Source organism: Aquiflexum sp., assembly GCF_041749095.1.
In the GTDB taxonomy this organism is placed as follows: domain Bacteria; phylum Bacteroidota; class Bacteroidia; order Cytophagales; family Cyclobacteriaceae; genus Aquiflexum.
The window spans coordinates 1-16,262 of the sequence record NZ_JBGTCA010000479.1 but is presented as its reverse complement, the minus strand read 5'-3'; the positions used below and the strand labels follow the sequence as shown (position 1 = coordinate 16,262).

Here is a 16,262-nt window from a genome sequence, read left to right as displayed (position 1 = left end):
ATCGTAAATCTTGTCTTTCGGTCCTTGATCAACCTTTTTTTTCAATGCAATAATGGCCGGATGAAGCCTAAGTTGCAGGATATTGAAAATCCTGGCACCTGACTCTTCCTCTACCAACTTCAGCCCATCAATATTCCATGGATTCAATACTAGTGGTTTTTCACATATAATATCCGCACCAAGCCTTAAACCGAACCGGATATGGGCATCGTGCAGGTAATTAGGGGAACAAACACTGACTAGATCAATTTTATTTTCTGACCTTTTAAGCTTTTCTACATAGCGGTCAAAGCGCTCAAACTCAGTAAAAAAATCAGCTTTAGGAAAATAACTGTCCATAATTCCGACAGAGTCAAATTTGTCAAAAGCTGCCAGTAATTGATTCTCTGTGTCCTTAATCGCTTTCATATGCCTGGGGGCAATAAATCCCGCCGCACCTATCAATGCAAAATTTTTCAATATATATCGTTTGAAGGGTTTAAAATTAGTTTTTAATTTCGTCTCTTTAGGGACATAATATCGGTAGAAAAGGTATTTTGATTTAGAGGCAGTGTCTTTAGGTAGAAAATATATGTTGTACCCGCCTCCCGGACGGGCATGCCTAAAGGCACCACAATTTATCAATAATCATCTTTTTCTACCTACCTCTTTTAAGGTCTCTCAACTTTACCATTTCTCAGGAAATACAAATCCCTCGATTCAGGACAAACAGCCTTACCTTCCTTATCAAACTCCAATTTATGACCATATTCACTCATCCAACCTATCTGCCTTGCAGGATTGCCCACAACTAAAGCGTATGGTGGAACTTCTTTGGTAATGACAGCACCTGCACCGATAAAAGCATATTCACCGATATCATTGCCGCAAACTACAGTGGCATTCGCCCCAATCGTAGCGCCTTTACCAACATGGGTTTTGGTATATTGATCCCTCCTGTTGATGGCTGACCTTGGATTGGTGACATTGGTAAACACCATGGAAGGTCCCAGAAAAACATCATCTTCACAGGTTACTCCGGTGTAGATGGATACGTTGTTCTGAACCTTGACATTTTCTCCTAAGACAACCTGCGGTGAAACAACTACATTCTGGCCAATATTACAGTTCCTTCCTATGACACAATTGGGCATGATATGGCAAAAATGCCAGATTTTGGTCCCCTCTCCGATTTGACAGCCTTCATCAATCACAGCTGTTTCGTGGGCGAAATAATCCTTCATTCGAAAAAACTGTTTATCGATTTGATGATATAAGGCTGTTGTTCTTCCTCCATTTCGGTATGCATGGGAAGGGAAATCACATCCTGACACAATGCTTCTGAAACCGGGAAATCGCCATATTTATAACCTAAGAATTTGTATGCTTCCTGAAGATGGACGGGCATAGGATAATAAACCATGGTAGGTACTCCCTTTTCATCCAGATATTTTGAAAAGGATTCTCTTTCCACATCTTTGAGCCTCAAAGTATATTGGTGAAAAACGTGGGAAGAATTCCTCATCCTAACAGGGATTTGTAGATTGGGATGGTTCTTAAATGCTGCATCATATTTGTCTGCTACCTTATTTCTCTCCTTAATATAACCATCCAGATACTTTAATTTAACCCTTAAAACCGCAGCCTGCACAGTATCCAATCTTGAATTGACCCCAATGGCATCATGGATGTATTTTCTTTTCTGACCATGGCTAGCGATCATCCTCATCTTTTCGGATAACTCAGGATTATTGGTCATCATTGCGCCTCCATCACCGAAACAACCTAAGTTTTTGGAAGGAAAAAATGAAGTGACCCCTATATCCCCTATTGTTCCGGATTGCATTTTCTTACCATCTTCAAAGATATATTCAGCCCCAATAGATTGTGCAGCGTCTTCCAGCACTTTGAGTTGATATTTCTCTTCCAACTGCATGATTTTCTCCATATCAGCACACTGACCAAATAAGTGGACTGGAATGATACAAACTGTTTTATCTGTAATTTTTTCTTCAATCTGATCAACATCTATCTGATAGGTCCAAGGATCGACATCGACAAAAACAGGCTTTAGTCCCAATAGCACAATGGCTTCAACGGCCGCGACATAGGTAAAAGCTGGAACAATGACTTCATCTCCGGGTTTAAATCCCAATGCCATCATTGCAATCTGCAATCCGTCTGTGCCATTACCACATGTTATTACATAATTACAAGCCAAATATTCGCGCAATTCCTCGGCAAAAAACCTGACCTGGGGACCATTGATAAAAGCAGATTGATCGATCACTTCCTGCATGGCTGCATCTATCTCAGGCTTGATTTTCTCATACTGAGACCGGAGATCAACCATTTGTATTTTCTTAATTTCAGCAGTTTTCATTTTCAATTTTATACAGCTTCGCCACCTGACCCACAGGGGTGAGGGAAGATTTTAGATTTTAGAATTTAGATTTAGAAATAGACCTGCATGCCTTAAAGAACCAATACAAGACCACTAGCTCTTAAATTTTCAATCCACCATGGTGGAGAAATTATTCAAAATTCACTCCCAAATTCCGGTACAGGACTTTTATTAATCAAATCCTACCTTAAGCTTTATCCTTCACTCTTAATTGAAGGTCTCACTTCTCTCGATTCGCGCTTCTCTCATCTCGGCTCTCTCCTCTTGATTTTTGGCTCTTGTCTCCCCGATACTCGGGGCAGGCTTTGTTTCTAAAATCTCGCTTCTCGTCTCTCGCTTCTCGGATCTCGCCTCTCCCTCACCTTCTCCTCAATGCTCTTTTCCACCAAGGCAACTCGATTTCGTCATGGTAGCCATAATGACTGGAATAGCCATATCCGTAGCCATATCCATAACCAAAACCGTATCCTTTATCGATGTGTACATCATTGAGTAGGGCATAGACTTTATTGACCCCTCCTTTTTCAATGAGGTTATTGAGTACCTGCATATGGCTTTTATGTGAAAATCCCTGTCGGAAAATATAAAAGTTGACATCAGAAAAGTTGAAAAGCTCCTTGGTCTCTGAGACAAGACCTGCAGGCGGACAATCCAATATTACTACATCATACTCCTTTTTTATTTCTGACATAATCTGTGAAAACTTGTCCTGCAAGAGTAATTCAGCTGGATTGGGCGGAATAGGCCCTGAAAGAATAACATCAAGATTGTCATACTGAGTAGATTTGACCACCTCTTTCCATGGCATCCCTTTACTCAGGCAGGTACTTATTCCGATATCATTGCTGAATCCAAACTCTTCAGCAATCTTGGGCTTTCTGAGATCAAGCCCTATTAATATTGTCTTTTTTCCTAAAAGAGAATAAACAGAGGCCATATTGATCGATGCAAAAGTCTTGCCCTCTCCCGAAATACTTGAAGTAAAGAGTATGGTCAAATGATCTTTGTTTGGACTCAAATAGGACATATCAGCTCTTATGTTCCTGAAAGATTCAGTTACCGAGGACCTTGGATTATGTAAAACAGGCTTTGGGTCACTTCCCAGATTTCTGCCGATCATTCCTATCAAAGGTGTTTTAATCTGTTTTTCAAGTTCCTTTGGATCCTCAATCTTTGTATTCAAAAAATCCCTGATAGTAATATATCCAATTGAAAAAAACAGCCCAATGGAGAACCCGATGATCAGGTTGATAATTTTTAGGGGGAAAACGGGTTTTTGACCTGCTCTTGCAAAATCTAGAATGGCATTTTTGGGCATATTGGAAGCCCTGGTAATTTCTGATTCGGCCCTTTTTTGCAGGAGGTATAAATAAATGTTTTCATTGACGGTAAATTTCCTCTGAATCCCCAGCAACCTTCTTTCTGTTTCAGGTAAAACATTGATTTCTCTTTCGACTTTTCTGATCTGGGCATTTATTTCTGTTAGAAAAGTATTGGAGTTCTGTATGAAAGAAGTGACATTTTCCTGCAAAGCTTTTTTGTTATTCCGGATTTGATTGTTGATTTCTCTCATTGCTGGAGCTTGATCTGAGAAGTTATAAGATAACCGTGACTTCTCAGCCTGTAATTCACTCAATGTTACAACCAAATTCTGGAGCAATGGATCTGTGCTGCCTGATATGGAAGGAGCCATCAGGTTCTGCACATCGTCATTGGTAATATAATTCTGCAAACTCTGAAAGTATTTCAGATTGATCTCGGCCATGGATTTATCTTTTTCAAGTTCCTGCAAGCGACTGAAAATCTGCGTACCCTCCTGACTGAGATTAAATGTTCTGTTTTGGGATCTATATCTTTCTAGGTTTCCTTCAAAAAAGGCCAAGGAATCTGAAATACCGCTTAATTGGTCTTCTATAAACCTGATGGTATTCTCAGCTGCCCTGTTTTTTTCTTTCAGTTCTCTCTGAAGATAAACCTCCATCAGCATGTTGAGGTATTCTTCTCCCAATTTTCTGACTGGGGTCTCCAAAGAAATATTCAATATAGAAGCCTGCTTGTTGATAGGAGCTACGTTGATTTTTTCTCTTAGGAAAAGTGCCAATGATGGTGTATCCATCAATTGAATTAATATTTTGTCCCCTCTTTTCGCTGATTTATTCTCTACTTTAATCTTCAAAATTTCATTTTCAACTGTCTCCCCAAAGATATAGGAAGCTTTAAAATCAGGAAGATCCTCAGCCAGGGTTTTATAAAAAGGGTCGGAAGGATTGAAAATATCATACTCATTTGCTTCCCAGTCAATGACAAACTGCTCATCGCCTATCGCCTCAATGCTGATTTTACCCGATACCGCTTGAAAATGGTTCCAGTCCACATCGACATAAATTGGGGGATTTGAATAAATCTGCTTACTGATAAAATAATCCTCTGTATAATAAAATACATCAAGTCCTAAGGCAGAAATTGCTTCCTCTGCCAATGAATACGACTTCAAGATTCCAATCTCATTTTCAACATTGGTCTTGATGGGCAAAAGACCCACAGCATCAAATAAATCAGCTCCCAAGGCCTGTGGTTCGTCGGCAACAATTACTGAGGATTCAACCTTGTATATTGGCGATGCATATTTATTGAACAAAAAGGCCGCAAAAAGGCAAATGAGTGCACTCAATAAAATAAAGGGCCAATATTTAAGGTAATTGAACAACACCACTTTTAACTCGACATCATCTTCATGAGGAGGCAAGAAGGGGTCAGTAAAAAGCGGATAAGGGTTATTTGTATTCATATTACCTTAAAATAATGCTTAATATCAAAGTGGCTGCGGTGATTGATGAAATTATCAGAGCGACAGATTGGGCGGAACTATCGCTTGCCCCTATTTGCCTGGCCCTTATTGGTTCTGCATATATCTGATCATTGGGCTGAATAAAATAAAACGGTGACTGTACAATCTGTCTGTCATTGAGGTTGATCCGGTGTAATCTTGTGCCTTCCGGGTACTGTCTTACCAATAATACTTCATTTCTTTTGGCAACTGCTGTGAGATCACCGGCTTGGGCTATCGCCTCAAATATGGTCAATCTGTCCTGAAGGACAACATATTTACCGGGCCTTCTGAATTCACCCAAAGATGAGAACCTGATCCCTCCTAATTTTACCCGGACAAAGATTTCAGAGGTAACGTAAGCAGCTATTTCTCTCTCCACCAATTTACGTACTTCATCCAAAGTAAGATTATTGACTTTCAGTTCTCCTAAAAGAGGCATTCTTATAAAACCGCTTTTATCGACAGTATAACCGGTCATATAATAAACATCACCACCTGACTGTGCTATTTGCCCGAAAATCGCATTGTTGTTTTCGCTTTGAATCTTTGACGAGAATCCCTTCTCAAGAATATCCTCCACAGTCTGTATCTGAATATCTATGATATCATTGAACTGTAGCCGGTATTCAGGCAATTCATAGCTAATCAGTTCCCCGTCAGCAATGGCTTTGTTTCCTTCAAGATTTTGATAGTAAATGACCTTTTTATTGGGAATACAAGAAAAACCGATAATGGGTATTACAGCGAGATAAAGGTAGGAAATGAATTTCCTCATGGCATATTATGGGAATAATGTTGTTGCATGAAACATCGTAAACTTAGTGAAATAATTTTATTATTGACTAGAACGATATTTCTTGTTAAAAACGAAAACAGACAAAAAAACCCGGAATTTAAAAATGCCGGGTTTTTATATAAGGGGTATCCATCTTGAATCCTAAAAATCTCTTCTGTTATCATTACCATCTACAGGCCTGTTATCCATCCATGCCGGAAAAGCTTCCCTTTCTTCAAGTGAAATCAATTTGTTGTTTTCAAATGTCGCAAGGACGTAGAATCTTTCACCTCTATTGACCCTGTAAGTCAGGACGTCGCCATCTATTCCACTTAGGACTGCATCTCTATTTTGTCTTAGAAATTTCCTTTCGGACATACCCTTGGAAAACTCGGGGATAGGTCCGAAAATCGCGCATGAACCTAACAAAAAGACTGTCGATATTAATAGGAGTGACTTTTTCATAATATTATTTTATTTTTCAACAAAATATATGCAAAAACATTGCCAAGGTAGTTTAACCTTACAGAGAGTATATTATATAATTTTTACCTGTATTTGGGCTATAAGGTTTGTAAAGGAAGATTTTTGATATACCTTTGCTGACTAGCGGCACGACCAGCTCCTGCTAAATCCCCCAGGTCCGGAAGGAAGCAAGGGTAGGCGGTCGTAGCGGTGCGATGCCGCTTCTTTTTTTTCTCCATACCTGCCCATCCATTCGATTTCCTCAATTGGCTCTAATACAGAATAATTTTCAAATTTTGTGATTAGCCACGCCTGTGCGCCTGTGGCGTAGCGGATAAGTTTTTCCAATTTTACAATTCTATAACCTTCCAATTCCCCTTTATTCATTTAACTTTGTCAATATCTTAAACCATAAATCCTATATATATAATGAAATTCTTTATCGACACAGCCAACCTCAATGAAATCAAAGAAGCTTATGACCTTGGTGTTCTGGATGGTGTAACCACCAATCCATCTCTAATGGCCAAAGAAGGCATCAGCGGAGAGGCCAATGTATTGGCCCATTATAAAGCTATCTGCGATATCGTGGATGACAATGTCAGTGCTGAAGTAATTGCGACGGATTATGAGGGGATGATCAGAGAAGGTAAGGAACTTGCCAAAATCGATGACAAGATCGTAGTAAAAATCCCCATGATCAGAGACGGTGTAAAGGCCCTCAAATATTTTCACAATGAAGGGATAAGAACCAATTGTACCTTGATATTTTCTGCTGGACAGGCAATTTTGGCAGCAAAAGCAGGAGCATCGTTTGTTTCCCCATTTATCGGAAGGTTGGATGATATATCTTTTGATGGTATAGAGCTTATTGAACAGATCGTCAATATTTACGCAAATTATGGATTAGCTACGCAAGTATTGGCTGCATCAGTTAGACATTCCATGCATTTGATCAAATGCGCCGAAGTTGGCGCCGATGTAGTAACCTGTCCGTTAAAAGTTATCACAGGTCTTCTAAAGCATCCATTGACTGATTCGGGATTGGCGCAGTTTCTTGCCGATCATGCCAAGGCAGCAGGGAAATAAACTCATTATAAAACGAAGCAGGGAAAATGGAGATACTTCAGCGACTCCTTGCTTCGTTTAATTTCCAATACAAATGTGACAAGATTCCATTATCCCCCAAAGTCAATAAAAATTCTCAAAAAACTTTTTCCATGTATATCATCAAAGTAAAAGGAAAAGCCAAAATACCCGATTACATCCAGATTAGAGATGAGAATTTTGTTCTTGTTGCATATTTCAGGGCGGACCGACCTATGAAAAATATTGAGAAATTTGGTCTTGAGGGAAAAGAAGAAGCATTGGAAGCTTTGATCAATGAATTGCCGTTCGGAAAACTTCAAAAGTTGGAAATATAACATGCAGATCGGAGGAGAACCAATTATCAAAGTTTCAGAGGCCTTTATTTTCCAGGGTTTGACCGCTGTATTACAGGATGTAAATTTCACCATTGACATAGACGAATTTGTGTTTCTGATCGGGAGAACAGGAAGTGGAAAAAGCTCTCTGCTCAAAACCCTATACGCCGACCTTCCTTTCAAAATGGGTCATGGCGAAATTGTAGGTTTTCAACTGGAAAAAATCAAAAAAAATGAAGTCCCTTATCTCAGAAGAAAATTAGGAATTGTATTTCAGGATTTTCAACTTTTTCCTGATAGAACTGTGGCCGAAAATCTTTTCTTCGTCATGAGGGCCACAGGATGGAAGGACAAATCCAAAATGAAAAACAGGATGGTGGAAGTCCTTTTGAAAGTAGGATTGGGTGATGCCGCTACCAAAATGCCACATCAACTATCAGGCGGTGAACAACAGCGGGTAGTTATAGCCCGGGCATTGATCAATAATCCCACCATTTTACTAGCTGACGAACCCACAGGCAACCTTGACCCTGATGTGGCCGATGGAATTTTTAAGCTTTTTCAGGAAATCAACAAAGAAGGAACAGCCATATTGATGGCCACCCATAACCATGATCTCCTCCGTAAATACCCATACAGGGTCCTCAAATGTGAAAAGGGTCTGTTGCTTGACAGCAAAACTGCAGACATTACCATCAATACTTCATATTGAGATTCTTTTTATATTTACAAGCACAAATAAACAGACTTATACTTTTATCGTTTATATTTCCATGCTGGATTCTGGCATAAACAATTCAAATACAGTCTTATGAAGCGGATTACAAAAAACTTATCGTCCACCATTCTTATTTCGTTTTTATTTATCTTAATTTTTTCTTCTTGCAAAGATAAAGAAGATACTTTGCCCCTTGAAGGGGATGTCAAAATCAATACTTGGATAAAGGCTGTCATGGATCAGGTTTATTTTTGGTTGGACGATATGCGCAGGCCCATCGCCATATCATCTGAACCGGAAAAATATTTTGAATCATTGCTTTTTAGGCCCACTGACAGGTTTTCAGCAATTTTCCCTGATTATCAGGAATTGATCGACAATTTGCAAGGGGTATCCCAAGAGGCTGGGTACGAAATTTTGCTGGCAAGAGAGAGTGCGACCAACAACAATGTAGTGGCTTTTATTACCTATATCAAAAAAGGAAGCCCTGCTGAGGCAGCCGGATTGAAAAGAGGAGACCGAATCGAAAGGATCAACGGAATCAGGTTGACAATAGAAAATTTCAGAGAATTATTGTCAGCAAGATCCGAAAACCATTCTGTCAGTCCGTTCAGATATGACCCTGCGACAGATAATTTTGCAGCAATCCCCCAAGCTGACCTAACAACTACCGTTATTTCAGAGAATCCAACTTTTCTGGATACGCTGTTTATAGTAGGTGACCAAAAAATAGGATATTTGGTTTATCACTTCTTTGCTCCCGGAGTACAGGGACATCCCACCAGGTATGATGATCAGATGGACCAAATTTTTGCCAGGTTCAAGTCTGAAGGAATTGACCATTTGATTTTGGATTTCAGATACAATAGCGGTGGATTTGTCAGCAGTGCCATTAATTTGGCCAGTTTGATTGCACCGGGAGTAAGTAGCACGGATGTCTTTTCAAGGCGAAAATTCAATAGTTTTTTAAGCAGTCTGGATGATTTTAAAGATGTCAAAAGTAATTTCAGAAGCAAATCAGAGAACCTCGGGTCTATATTGACCAATAATAGGATTTATATCATCACTTCTGACAGAACTGCTTCAGCGAGTGAATTGATAATCAACGGCCTGAAACCTTATATGGACGTATTTCTGGTGGGCGATGTGACTGTCGGGAAAAATGTGGGCTCTATACCATTACAGGATGAGGATAATCCTGAAAATGATTATGGCATCCTTCCGATCGTCTTTATGGATACCAATCGGGATGGTCAGTCTGATTTCACCAATGGATTTATACCGAATATCGGAGGTCAAGAAATAACCCAAAAAGTACTTTTACCATTTGGGGATACCAATGAATACCTCCTGAAATTGACAATTGACCAAATCATGGGAACAACAACACCCGATTCCAGGCAGGAGTTTTTGGACAGGATCAATTTGGGCAGTTCTATTGAACAACAAACCCGATTTGGTTTGCTGATAGATGATCAGACCAAAATCAATTTCAGGCTAAATAATTAACTGATTCACCTTTTTCCCTTTTGGGCAAAAAAGTAAAAGAAGGATTCTCCATTGCTTGATTATGGATTTTTCAGTTTTGATAAATGCTTCTATAAAGTCTGTCATTTTGTCGGTATTTTGTTAATTTCGCATCTCCAAAGATTTGAGTAGAATGGAAAACATTATTAAGGATATAGATATTATTGCACCGGTGGAGGCACAGGCCTGTGATTTCAAAACCACCGGTGACGAAAATACCGGAAAATCAAAAAAACTATATATTGAATCCTATGGATGTCAGATGAATTTTTCCGATTCGGAAATAGTCGCATCCATCATGAAAGAAAACGGTTATGATACAACTTCTGACTTTGAAGAGGCAGATGTGATTTTTTTGAATACCTGTTCCATCAGGGAAAAAGCCGAACTGACCGTCCGAAAAAGACTAAGCCAATTCAATTCCCTAAAAAAGTCAAAACCGGAAATGACCATAGGTGTGCTAGGTTGCATGGCCGAGCGATTGAAAGAAAAGCTGTTGGAGGAAGAGAAAATTGTGGATGTGGTCGTCGGACCGGACGCCTACAGGGATCTTCCAAATCTGATCTCATCTGCCGAAGATGGACACAAAGGCGTAAACACCTTCCTTTCCAGAGAAGAGACTTATGCGGACATTTCACCGGTCAGACTTAACTCCAATGGAGTCAGTGCATTTATTTCCATTATGAGGGGCTGTGACAATATGTGCTCTTTCTGCGTAGTTCCATTCACACGTGGAAGGGAAAGAAGCCGTGACCCCTACTCCATAGTAGAGGAGGCCAAAGATCTTTTTGTTAAAGGATATAAAGAAGTCACACTTTTAGGTCAAAATGTGGACAGTTACAAATGGTCCCCTGAAGAAAACAACAAAGCAAGGCTGAATAAAAAAGAAGAAGAAGTTTCTGCCGTTATCAATTTCGCCCATCTTCTCGAGATGGTAGCAAAAGTCAGCCCACAACTGAGGGTACGGTTTTCGACTTCTCATCCGAAAGACATCACTGACGAAGTGTTGTTTACCATGAAAAAATATGACAACATCTGCAAATACATCCACCTTCCTGTTCAAAGCGGCAATTCCCGAGTGTTGGAAATGATGAATAGAACCTACGACAGGGAATGGTATCTGGAAAGAGTTTCCAAAATCAGGGAAATCCTCGGTTTGGAATGCGGAATTTCTTCGGACATGATTGCGGGTTTCTGTACCGAAACTGAGGAAGAACATCAAGATACCCTTACTTTGATGGATATTGTACAATACGACTTTTCATATATGTTCTTTTATTCTGAACGACCAGGCACATTGGCGGCCAAAAAATATAAAGATGATATTCCTTTGATCATCAAAAAAAGAAGGTTGGCAGAAATCATTGAAAAACAAAATGCCATTTCATTGAAAAGAAATAATCTGGATGTAGGCAAAATACAGGAAATCCTGATAGAAGGAACATCCAAAAGGTCCGAGGAACAACTAAAAGGAAGAAATTCTGCCAACAAGGTTGTCATCATTCCAAACCATCAATTTGATAAAGGTGATTATGTAAAGGTTAAAATCACTGACTGTTCAGCAGCAACATTATTTGGAGAAGTTGTTTCTTGAAAATCCCATTACAAAAATGATCACATCTCAGGAAATTCAAAGTATTAAGCAAAGATTTGCTATAATCGGCAACAGCCCTCTTTTGAACCATGCCATTCAAGTAGCCATGCAAGCTGCACCTACGGAGATGACAGTATTGATTACGGGGGAAAGTGGAAGCGGTAAGGAATCCTTTTCCAAAATCATCCATTCCCTCAGTTTGAGAAAACATGGAAAGTTCATTGCTATCAACTGTGGCGCCATCCCTGAAGGAACGATTGATTCCGAACTGTTTGGTCATGAAAAAGGATCCTTTACAGGAGCGCATGAGGCCAGGAAGGGTTACTTTGAGGTCACAGATGGTGGTTCAATCTTTCTTGATGAAATCGGAGAAATGCCTCTAGGTACACAGGCAAGATTACTGAGAGTGCTTGAAAACGGGGAATTCATCAAAGTCGGTTCTTCAAAAGTTTTAAAAACCAGTGTCCGTGTCATTGCAGCCACCAATGTCAATCTGATCAAGGCTGTCGAAAAAGGCGAATTCAGGGAAGATCTCTATTACAGGCTGAATACTGTGCCTATTTATGTACCTCCGTTGAGAGAACGTGGAGAGGATGTGGCTTTGCTGTTCAGAAAATTCACGACTGATTTTTCGGAAAAATATAAGATCAAACCCATCTCCCTGGATGAAGATGCTAAAAATGCATTGATGAAATTCCCTTTTCCCGGAAATATCAGGCAGCTCAAAAACATCGCCGAACAGATTTCCCTACTTGAACATGAGAGAGAAATAGACGGGGCTACACTGAAAAAATATTTGCCTGCAGAGCAGGTAAGGCTTCCGGCCTTATTGGCCAATTCAGGAGGAAGTCAGGAATTCAGTGATTTCTCAGAAAGAGAAATTCTGTATAAAGTCCTTTTTGATATGAAAAAGGACATGAATGATCTGAAAAAACTGGTCTTGGAAACTTACCAAACAGGAAGCCTGAGTTCTAATATCATGAACAAGCATCAAACCCTTTTTGATGATCTTGATGCACCAAAGTCATTTGAAGATTCAAAACTTTCCACACCATCTTCAAATCTCCCGTTAGTGTTGGACCATCAGCAACATGCCAAGGAGGATATGGATAATTATGATGACGAGTCTATCGAAGATATCATCCATGAGGAAGATGACAACTCACTATCTTTGGAAAAAAAGGAAAAAGAGATGATCATCCGGGCACTGAGAAAACACAACAACAAAAGAAAATATGCGGCCAAAGATCTCGGAATCTCTGAAAGGACGTTATATAGAAAAATCAAACAATATGACATTGAATAGGAGGATCGGAAAATCTGTCTTCATTTCCCTCATGGGACTGATATTGAATGCCTGCTCGATAAGCTACAGCTTCACAGGCACCAATATCAATTATGACCTTATCCAGACCTTTTCAGTTGAAAATTTCTTCAATGATTCCGGAGGTGGGCCGGCAAATATGGAACAGCTATTTACAGAATCCCTCAAGGAGTTTTACCAGCGAAATACACAGCTTGAATTGGTCAGAAACAACGGGCACCTGCAGTTCTCGGGTTCGATAAACAGATATACTATTACTCCCCAGGCCACCGTTACCAGCCCGGATCCAAATCTTCCTGACAGGGCCGGGCAGATGCGGCTGACCATATCAGTTGAGGTAGATTACGAAAATACTGTAGAGGACGAATATAGCCTTAAAAAATCTTTTTCATTCTTTAAAGATTATGACCCCAGGACCACTTCCATTCTTCAAGTGGAGAGTCAACTGATCGAAGAAATATTCGATCAGATCCTTCAGGACATTTTTACCGCCACAGTCGCCAATTGGTAAAAATGATTATATTGGTAACCATTCAACATAAAAGCAGTGAATACACACCAACTCATTGATATATTAAGAAAAGGCAGTCAGCTTCAGAAAGAGGATATCACCCATCTCATCAAATGGCATGAAACCTTCCCATATTTTCAGATTCCTAAAGTTCTATTGGCAAAATTCGAATATGAAAAAACAAAAGGGACTTCTAAGGAGCTTTTACATTGGTCGGCTGTAACCAGTCCTGACAGATCATGGCTCAAACTTATCATTGAATCCGATACTCCTTTCAGTTTTTTGAAAAGTAAACTGGATGAAAATCTTGGGAGTCTCAGGTCTACCAATCCACATAGTCTGAGATCTATTACATTGGATGATTTTGAAAAATCATTGATTCCTGAACCCTCAAAAGATACCGGCCCTCAGGAAAGAGCTGATATACTCAAAAAACTTGGTGAGGACCTGAATAAGAAAAAGGCGAAATTCCCTGAAATCCCAAAAGAGAAACCTGAAGTACCCCAAAAACCGAAAAGGAGAAAAAGTAAAGATGAGTTGATCGAAACCATCAAACTGAAAGAGAAAAAGGAAATTCTTGACGAAAAAAAGAAAAAACAACTTGACATCATCAAAGCCTTCAGCAAGAAAGAATTCAAACTTGCTACACTGAGAGAAATGGAAGATTTTCAAAAGCAGGATGATTTATCGGAAAAAAGTACTCATCTCCATCCTACTTTGCTTTCTGAATCATACGCCAAATTATTGGTGAAGCAAGGTAAAAAGCAAAAGGCCAAAGAAATTTATCAAAAATTAATGGTGAAATTTCCGGATAAAAACGCTTACTTTGCGGACTTAATTAAAGAATTGGATTTATAAAATCATCAAAATGTTTACCTTTCTTATCAGCGTTATCGTAATATTGGCCGTGTTGTTGGTCTTAGTTATTCTGGCACAGGACTCCAAAGGCGGTGTCGGAGCAGCTTTCGGAGGTGGTGCTTCCCAGATTATGGGAGTGACCAAAACAGGAAATATCCTTGAAAAAGCTACTTGGGTACTATCCATCGCCATCTTGGTATTGTCACTTTCCTCCTCAGCATTTTACTCTACCTCAGAAGCTGATCAGATCAGTTCTCCCAATATAGAAAGTGCAAGAAAACAGATTTTACCTTCTTTTGGAGGAGAAACAGAAAGCCTTCTTCCCATAGAATCCACAGAGGAAAATGAAGAAGATCCCGAAGAGGACAATCAATAAAAATTATTAAGCCCGGTCTAGCCGGGCTTTTTTATTCCACCTTTTTTAGCAGAATTCTTTTACTGATCGGCACAAAACTCTCCTCAAGAGGAATCTGATGCTGACATACGATACTGTATGTTGCGGGGTTAGGAAGTTCTGCGTAGGTTTTGATCAAATCAAGTTTAATCTGTTCAAATGTATTGACCAATGACCTACGGACTTTTAGAATCAGCTGCATCATGATACCTTTAAATGTATCGATGCTGTTCTGAAACAGATTTATCTTATAGCGGTAAATGTATATTTCTTTTGAATTATCAAAAGATAGTAAAGCATAACCCTCTTTCTGGTAAAGGGGCGAAATCCCGATCGGTTCAATTTCCATTTCCTGTTCAAGAAAGTCATAGATATTTTTGCCATCTTCGATGTAGTTTTTCATTTGAGGCAGGGAAAATGCGATGATTTCTTCCAGTTGTTTCATCATCTCATCATCCATGACCAAAGGTTTAAAATCCATTTTCATTTCATTCCAATTTGGTCCTTGAAGGAGTTTGGGAAATGCAGCTTTGATCTGTTCCTTGTTTTCTTCAAACTTTTTAAGTTTTGAGTAATGTTGGATGAGGTCAGCCAAAGGAGGGTACAGTTTTACTTCTTTAAATTGTGCCCCGACGTGACCCAAATAAGCCAATAGAAGGTACTTCTTATATTCGAAGTCAATCCACCCTTCAGTAATCCAGTTTTCAGATAAATTTTTCATATGAACATACTTTGCAAAAATTTAAGCAAATCTGACATAATAAAAAAGTGTCAGGGAAAAATTGACAGAAGATTTTCAGCCAAAATAATATTTGTTGTCAGTATTAGCTCAATCATCCCGACTATATGTCAGCTAAATTCGGCAATCCCTCTTTGGCACAGGAAATGATAATAGGGCTGTATAGATTTTGTAACTAACCTTAAAAATTAAATAACTATGTCAAAAGTGAACATCAAACCTCTAGCAGACCGAGTTCTGGTAGAACCTGCTGCAGCTGAAGAAAAAACCGCATCAGGACTTTTTATTCCTGATACTGCAAAAGAAAAACCTCAAAAAGGTACTGTCATCGCAGTTGGAGGCGGCAAAAAGGATGAACCCTTGACTGTAAAAGTAGGTGATACCGTCCTATACGGCAAGTACTCCGGAACCGAGCTTTCGGTAGAAGGTCACGATTATCTTATCATGAGAGAATCTGACATCTTCGCTATCCTTTAATCATTTATTTTAAACAATCAAAAAACTAAAAAAACAAAAAAATGGCTAAAGAACTGTTTTTCGACACTATTGCAAGAGACAGATTGAAAAAAGGCGTTGACACTCTTGCTGACGCAGTAAAAGTAACCCTTGGACCAAAAGGAAGAAATGTCATCATTGACAAAAAATTCGGTGCTCCGACCATCACTAAAGATGGTGTCACCGTAGCAAAAGAAATTGAATTGGCTGAGCCAATCGAAAATA

At 39.3% G+C, this 16,262-nt stretch carries 18 protein-coding genes and 1 other RNA gene; 12 read left to right on the top strand and 7 right to left on the bottom strand.

The window, feature by feature from the left end; genetic code table 11:
- The 6 genes from ACEW8O_RS21925 to ACEW8O_RS21900 form a co-directional block, all read right to left on the bottom strand.
- A partial coding sequence (locus tag ACEW8O_RS21925; protein ID WP_373496768.1) for a Gfo/Idh/MocA family protein occupies positions 1–459 on the bottom strand: 459 nt, incomplete at its 3' end.
- Between the two features lie 191 nt (positions 460–650).
- The gene (locus ACEW8O_RS21920) at positions 651–1,223 is read right to left on the bottom strand and encodes an acyltransferase (protein ID WP_373496767.1); all 573 of its coding nucleotides are present in this window, start codon (positions 1,221–1,223) and stop codon (positions 651–653) included.
- Positions 1,220–2,362: a DegT/DnrJ/EryC1/StrS family aminotransferase gene (locus tag ACEW8O_RS21915; RefSeq protein ID WP_373496766.1), complete on the bottom strand. Its 1,143-nt coding sequence runs from the start codon at positions 2,360–2,362 to the stop codon at positions 1,220–1,222. The genes ACEW8O_RS21920 and ACEW8O_RS21915 overlap by 4 nt, the downstream gene beginning before the upstream one ends.
- A gap of 379 nt (positions 2,363–2,741) precedes the next feature.
- The gene (locus ACEW8O_RS21910; RefSeq protein WP_373496765.1) at positions 2,742–5,171 is read right to left on the bottom strand and encodes a GumC family protein; all 2,430 of its coding nucleotides are present in this window, start codon (positions 5,169–5,171) and stop codon (positions 2,742–2,744) included.
- A gap of 1 nt (position 5,172) precedes the next feature.
- Positions 5,173–5,988 (bottom strand): polysaccharide biosynthesis/export family protein, encoded by an 816-nt coding sequence (locus ACEW8O_RS21905; protein ID WP_373496764.1) that lies wholly within the window; start codon positions 5,986–5,988, stop codon positions 5,173–5,175.
- 162 nt (positions 5,989–6,150) lie between these two features.
- Positions 6,151–6,453: a hypothetical protein gene (locus ACEW8O_RS21900; RefSeq protein ID WP_373496763.1), complete on the bottom strand. Its 303-nt coding sequence runs from the start codon at positions 6,451–6,453 to the stop codon at positions 6,151–6,153.
- 141 nt (positions 6,454–6,594) lie between these two features.
- Between ACEW8O_RS21900 and ffs the strand changes: the two genes are divergently transcribed.
- From ffs to secG, 10 genes are all read left to right on the top strand, one after another.
- Positions 6,595–6,681, top strand: an RNA gene (gene ffs, locus ACEW8O_RS21895) — signal recognition particle sRNA small type.
- A gap of 201 nt (positions 6,682–6,882) precedes the next feature.
- Positions 6,883–7,542 (top strand): fructose-6-phosphate aldolase, encoded by a 660-nt coding sequence (fsa, locus tag ACEW8O_RS21890; RefSeq protein ID WP_373496762.1) that lies wholly within the window; start codon positions 6,883–6,885, stop codon positions 7,540–7,542.
- 131 nt (positions 7,543–7,673) lie between these two features.
- On the top strand, positions 7,674–7,877 hold the full coding sequence (locus ACEW8O_RS21885) for a fructose-6-phosphate aldolase (RefSeq protein ID WP_373496761.1): 204 nt from the start codon (positions 7,674–7,676) through the stop codon (positions 7,875–7,877).
- 1 nt (position 7,878) lies between these two features.
- Positions 7,879–8,589, top strand: a complete 711-nt coding sequence (locus tag ACEW8O_RS21880) for a cell division ATP-binding protein FtsE (RefSeq protein ID WP_373496760.1) — start codon at positions 7,879–7,881, stop codon at positions 8,587–8,589.
- 99 nt (positions 8,590–8,688) lie between these two features.
- Entirely contained in the window at positions 8,689–10,104 is a 1,416-nt protein-coding gene (locus ACEW8O_RS21875) for a S41 family peptidase (RefSeq protein ID WP_373496759.1), read from the top strand.
- A gap of 151 nt (positions 10,105–10,255) precedes the next feature.
- Positions 10,256–11,716 carry a tRNA (N6-isopentenyl adenosine(37)-C2)-methylthiotransferase MiaB gene (gene miaB, locus ACEW8O_RS21870; RefSeq protein WP_373496758.1) on the top strand — a complete coding sequence of 487 codons (1,461 nt, stop codon included), beginning with the start codon at positions 10,256–10,258 and terminating at the stop codon, positions 11,714–11,716.
- A gap of 16 nt (positions 11,717–11,732) precedes the next feature.
- Positions 11,733–13,022: a sigma-54 interaction domain-containing protein gene (locus ACEW8O_RS21865; protein WP_373496757.1), complete on the top strand. Its 1,290-nt coding sequence runs from the start codon at positions 11,733–11,735 to the stop codon at positions 13,020–13,022.
- Positions 13,009–13,551 carry an LPS assembly lipoprotein LptE gene (gene lptE / locus ACEW8O_RS21860; protein ID WP_373496756.1) on the top strand — a complete coding sequence of 181 codons (543 nt, stop codon included), beginning with the start codon at positions 13,009–13,011 and terminating at the stop codon, positions 13,549–13,551. Before ACEW8O_RS21865 ends, lptE begins: the two co-directional genes overlap by 14 nt.
- A gap of 36 nt (positions 13,552–13,587) precedes the next feature.
- Entirely contained in the window at positions 13,588–14,409 is an 822-nt protein-coding gene (locus ACEW8O_RS21855; RefSeq protein ID WP_373496755.1) for a hypothetical protein, read from the top strand.
- 10 nt (positions 14,410–14,419) lie between these two features.
- Entirely contained in the window at positions 14,420–14,785 is a 366-nt protein-coding gene (gene secG / locus ACEW8O_RS21850) for a preprotein translocase subunit SecG (protein WP_373496754.1), read from the top strand.
- Between the two features lie 31 nt (positions 14,786–14,816).
- On the opposite strand, the gene ACEW8O_RS21845 is transcribed toward secG, so the two are convergent.
- Positions 14,817–15,524, bottom strand: coding sequence for a hypothetical protein (locus ACEW8O_RS21845; RefSeq protein WP_373496753.1), 708 nt, complete (start codon positions 15,522–15,524; stop codon positions 14,817–14,819).
- Positions 15,525–15,740: 216 nt separating this feature from the next.
- Between ACEW8O_RS21845 and groES the strand changes: the two genes are divergently transcribed.
- Together groES and ACEW8O_RS21835 are read left to right on the top strand one after the other, a co-directional pair.
- Positions 15,741–16,019: a co-chaperone GroES gene (gene groES / locus ACEW8O_RS21840; protein ID WP_373496752.1), complete on the top strand. Its 279-nt coding sequence runs from the start codon at positions 15,741–15,743 to the stop codon at positions 16,017–16,019.
- A 41-nt stretch (positions 16,020–16,060) separates the two neighbouring features.
- A partial coding sequence (locus ACEW8O_RS21835) for a TCP-1/cpn60 chaperonin family protein (RefSeq protein WP_373496751.1) occupies positions 16,061–16,262 on the top strand: 202 nt, incomplete at its 3' end.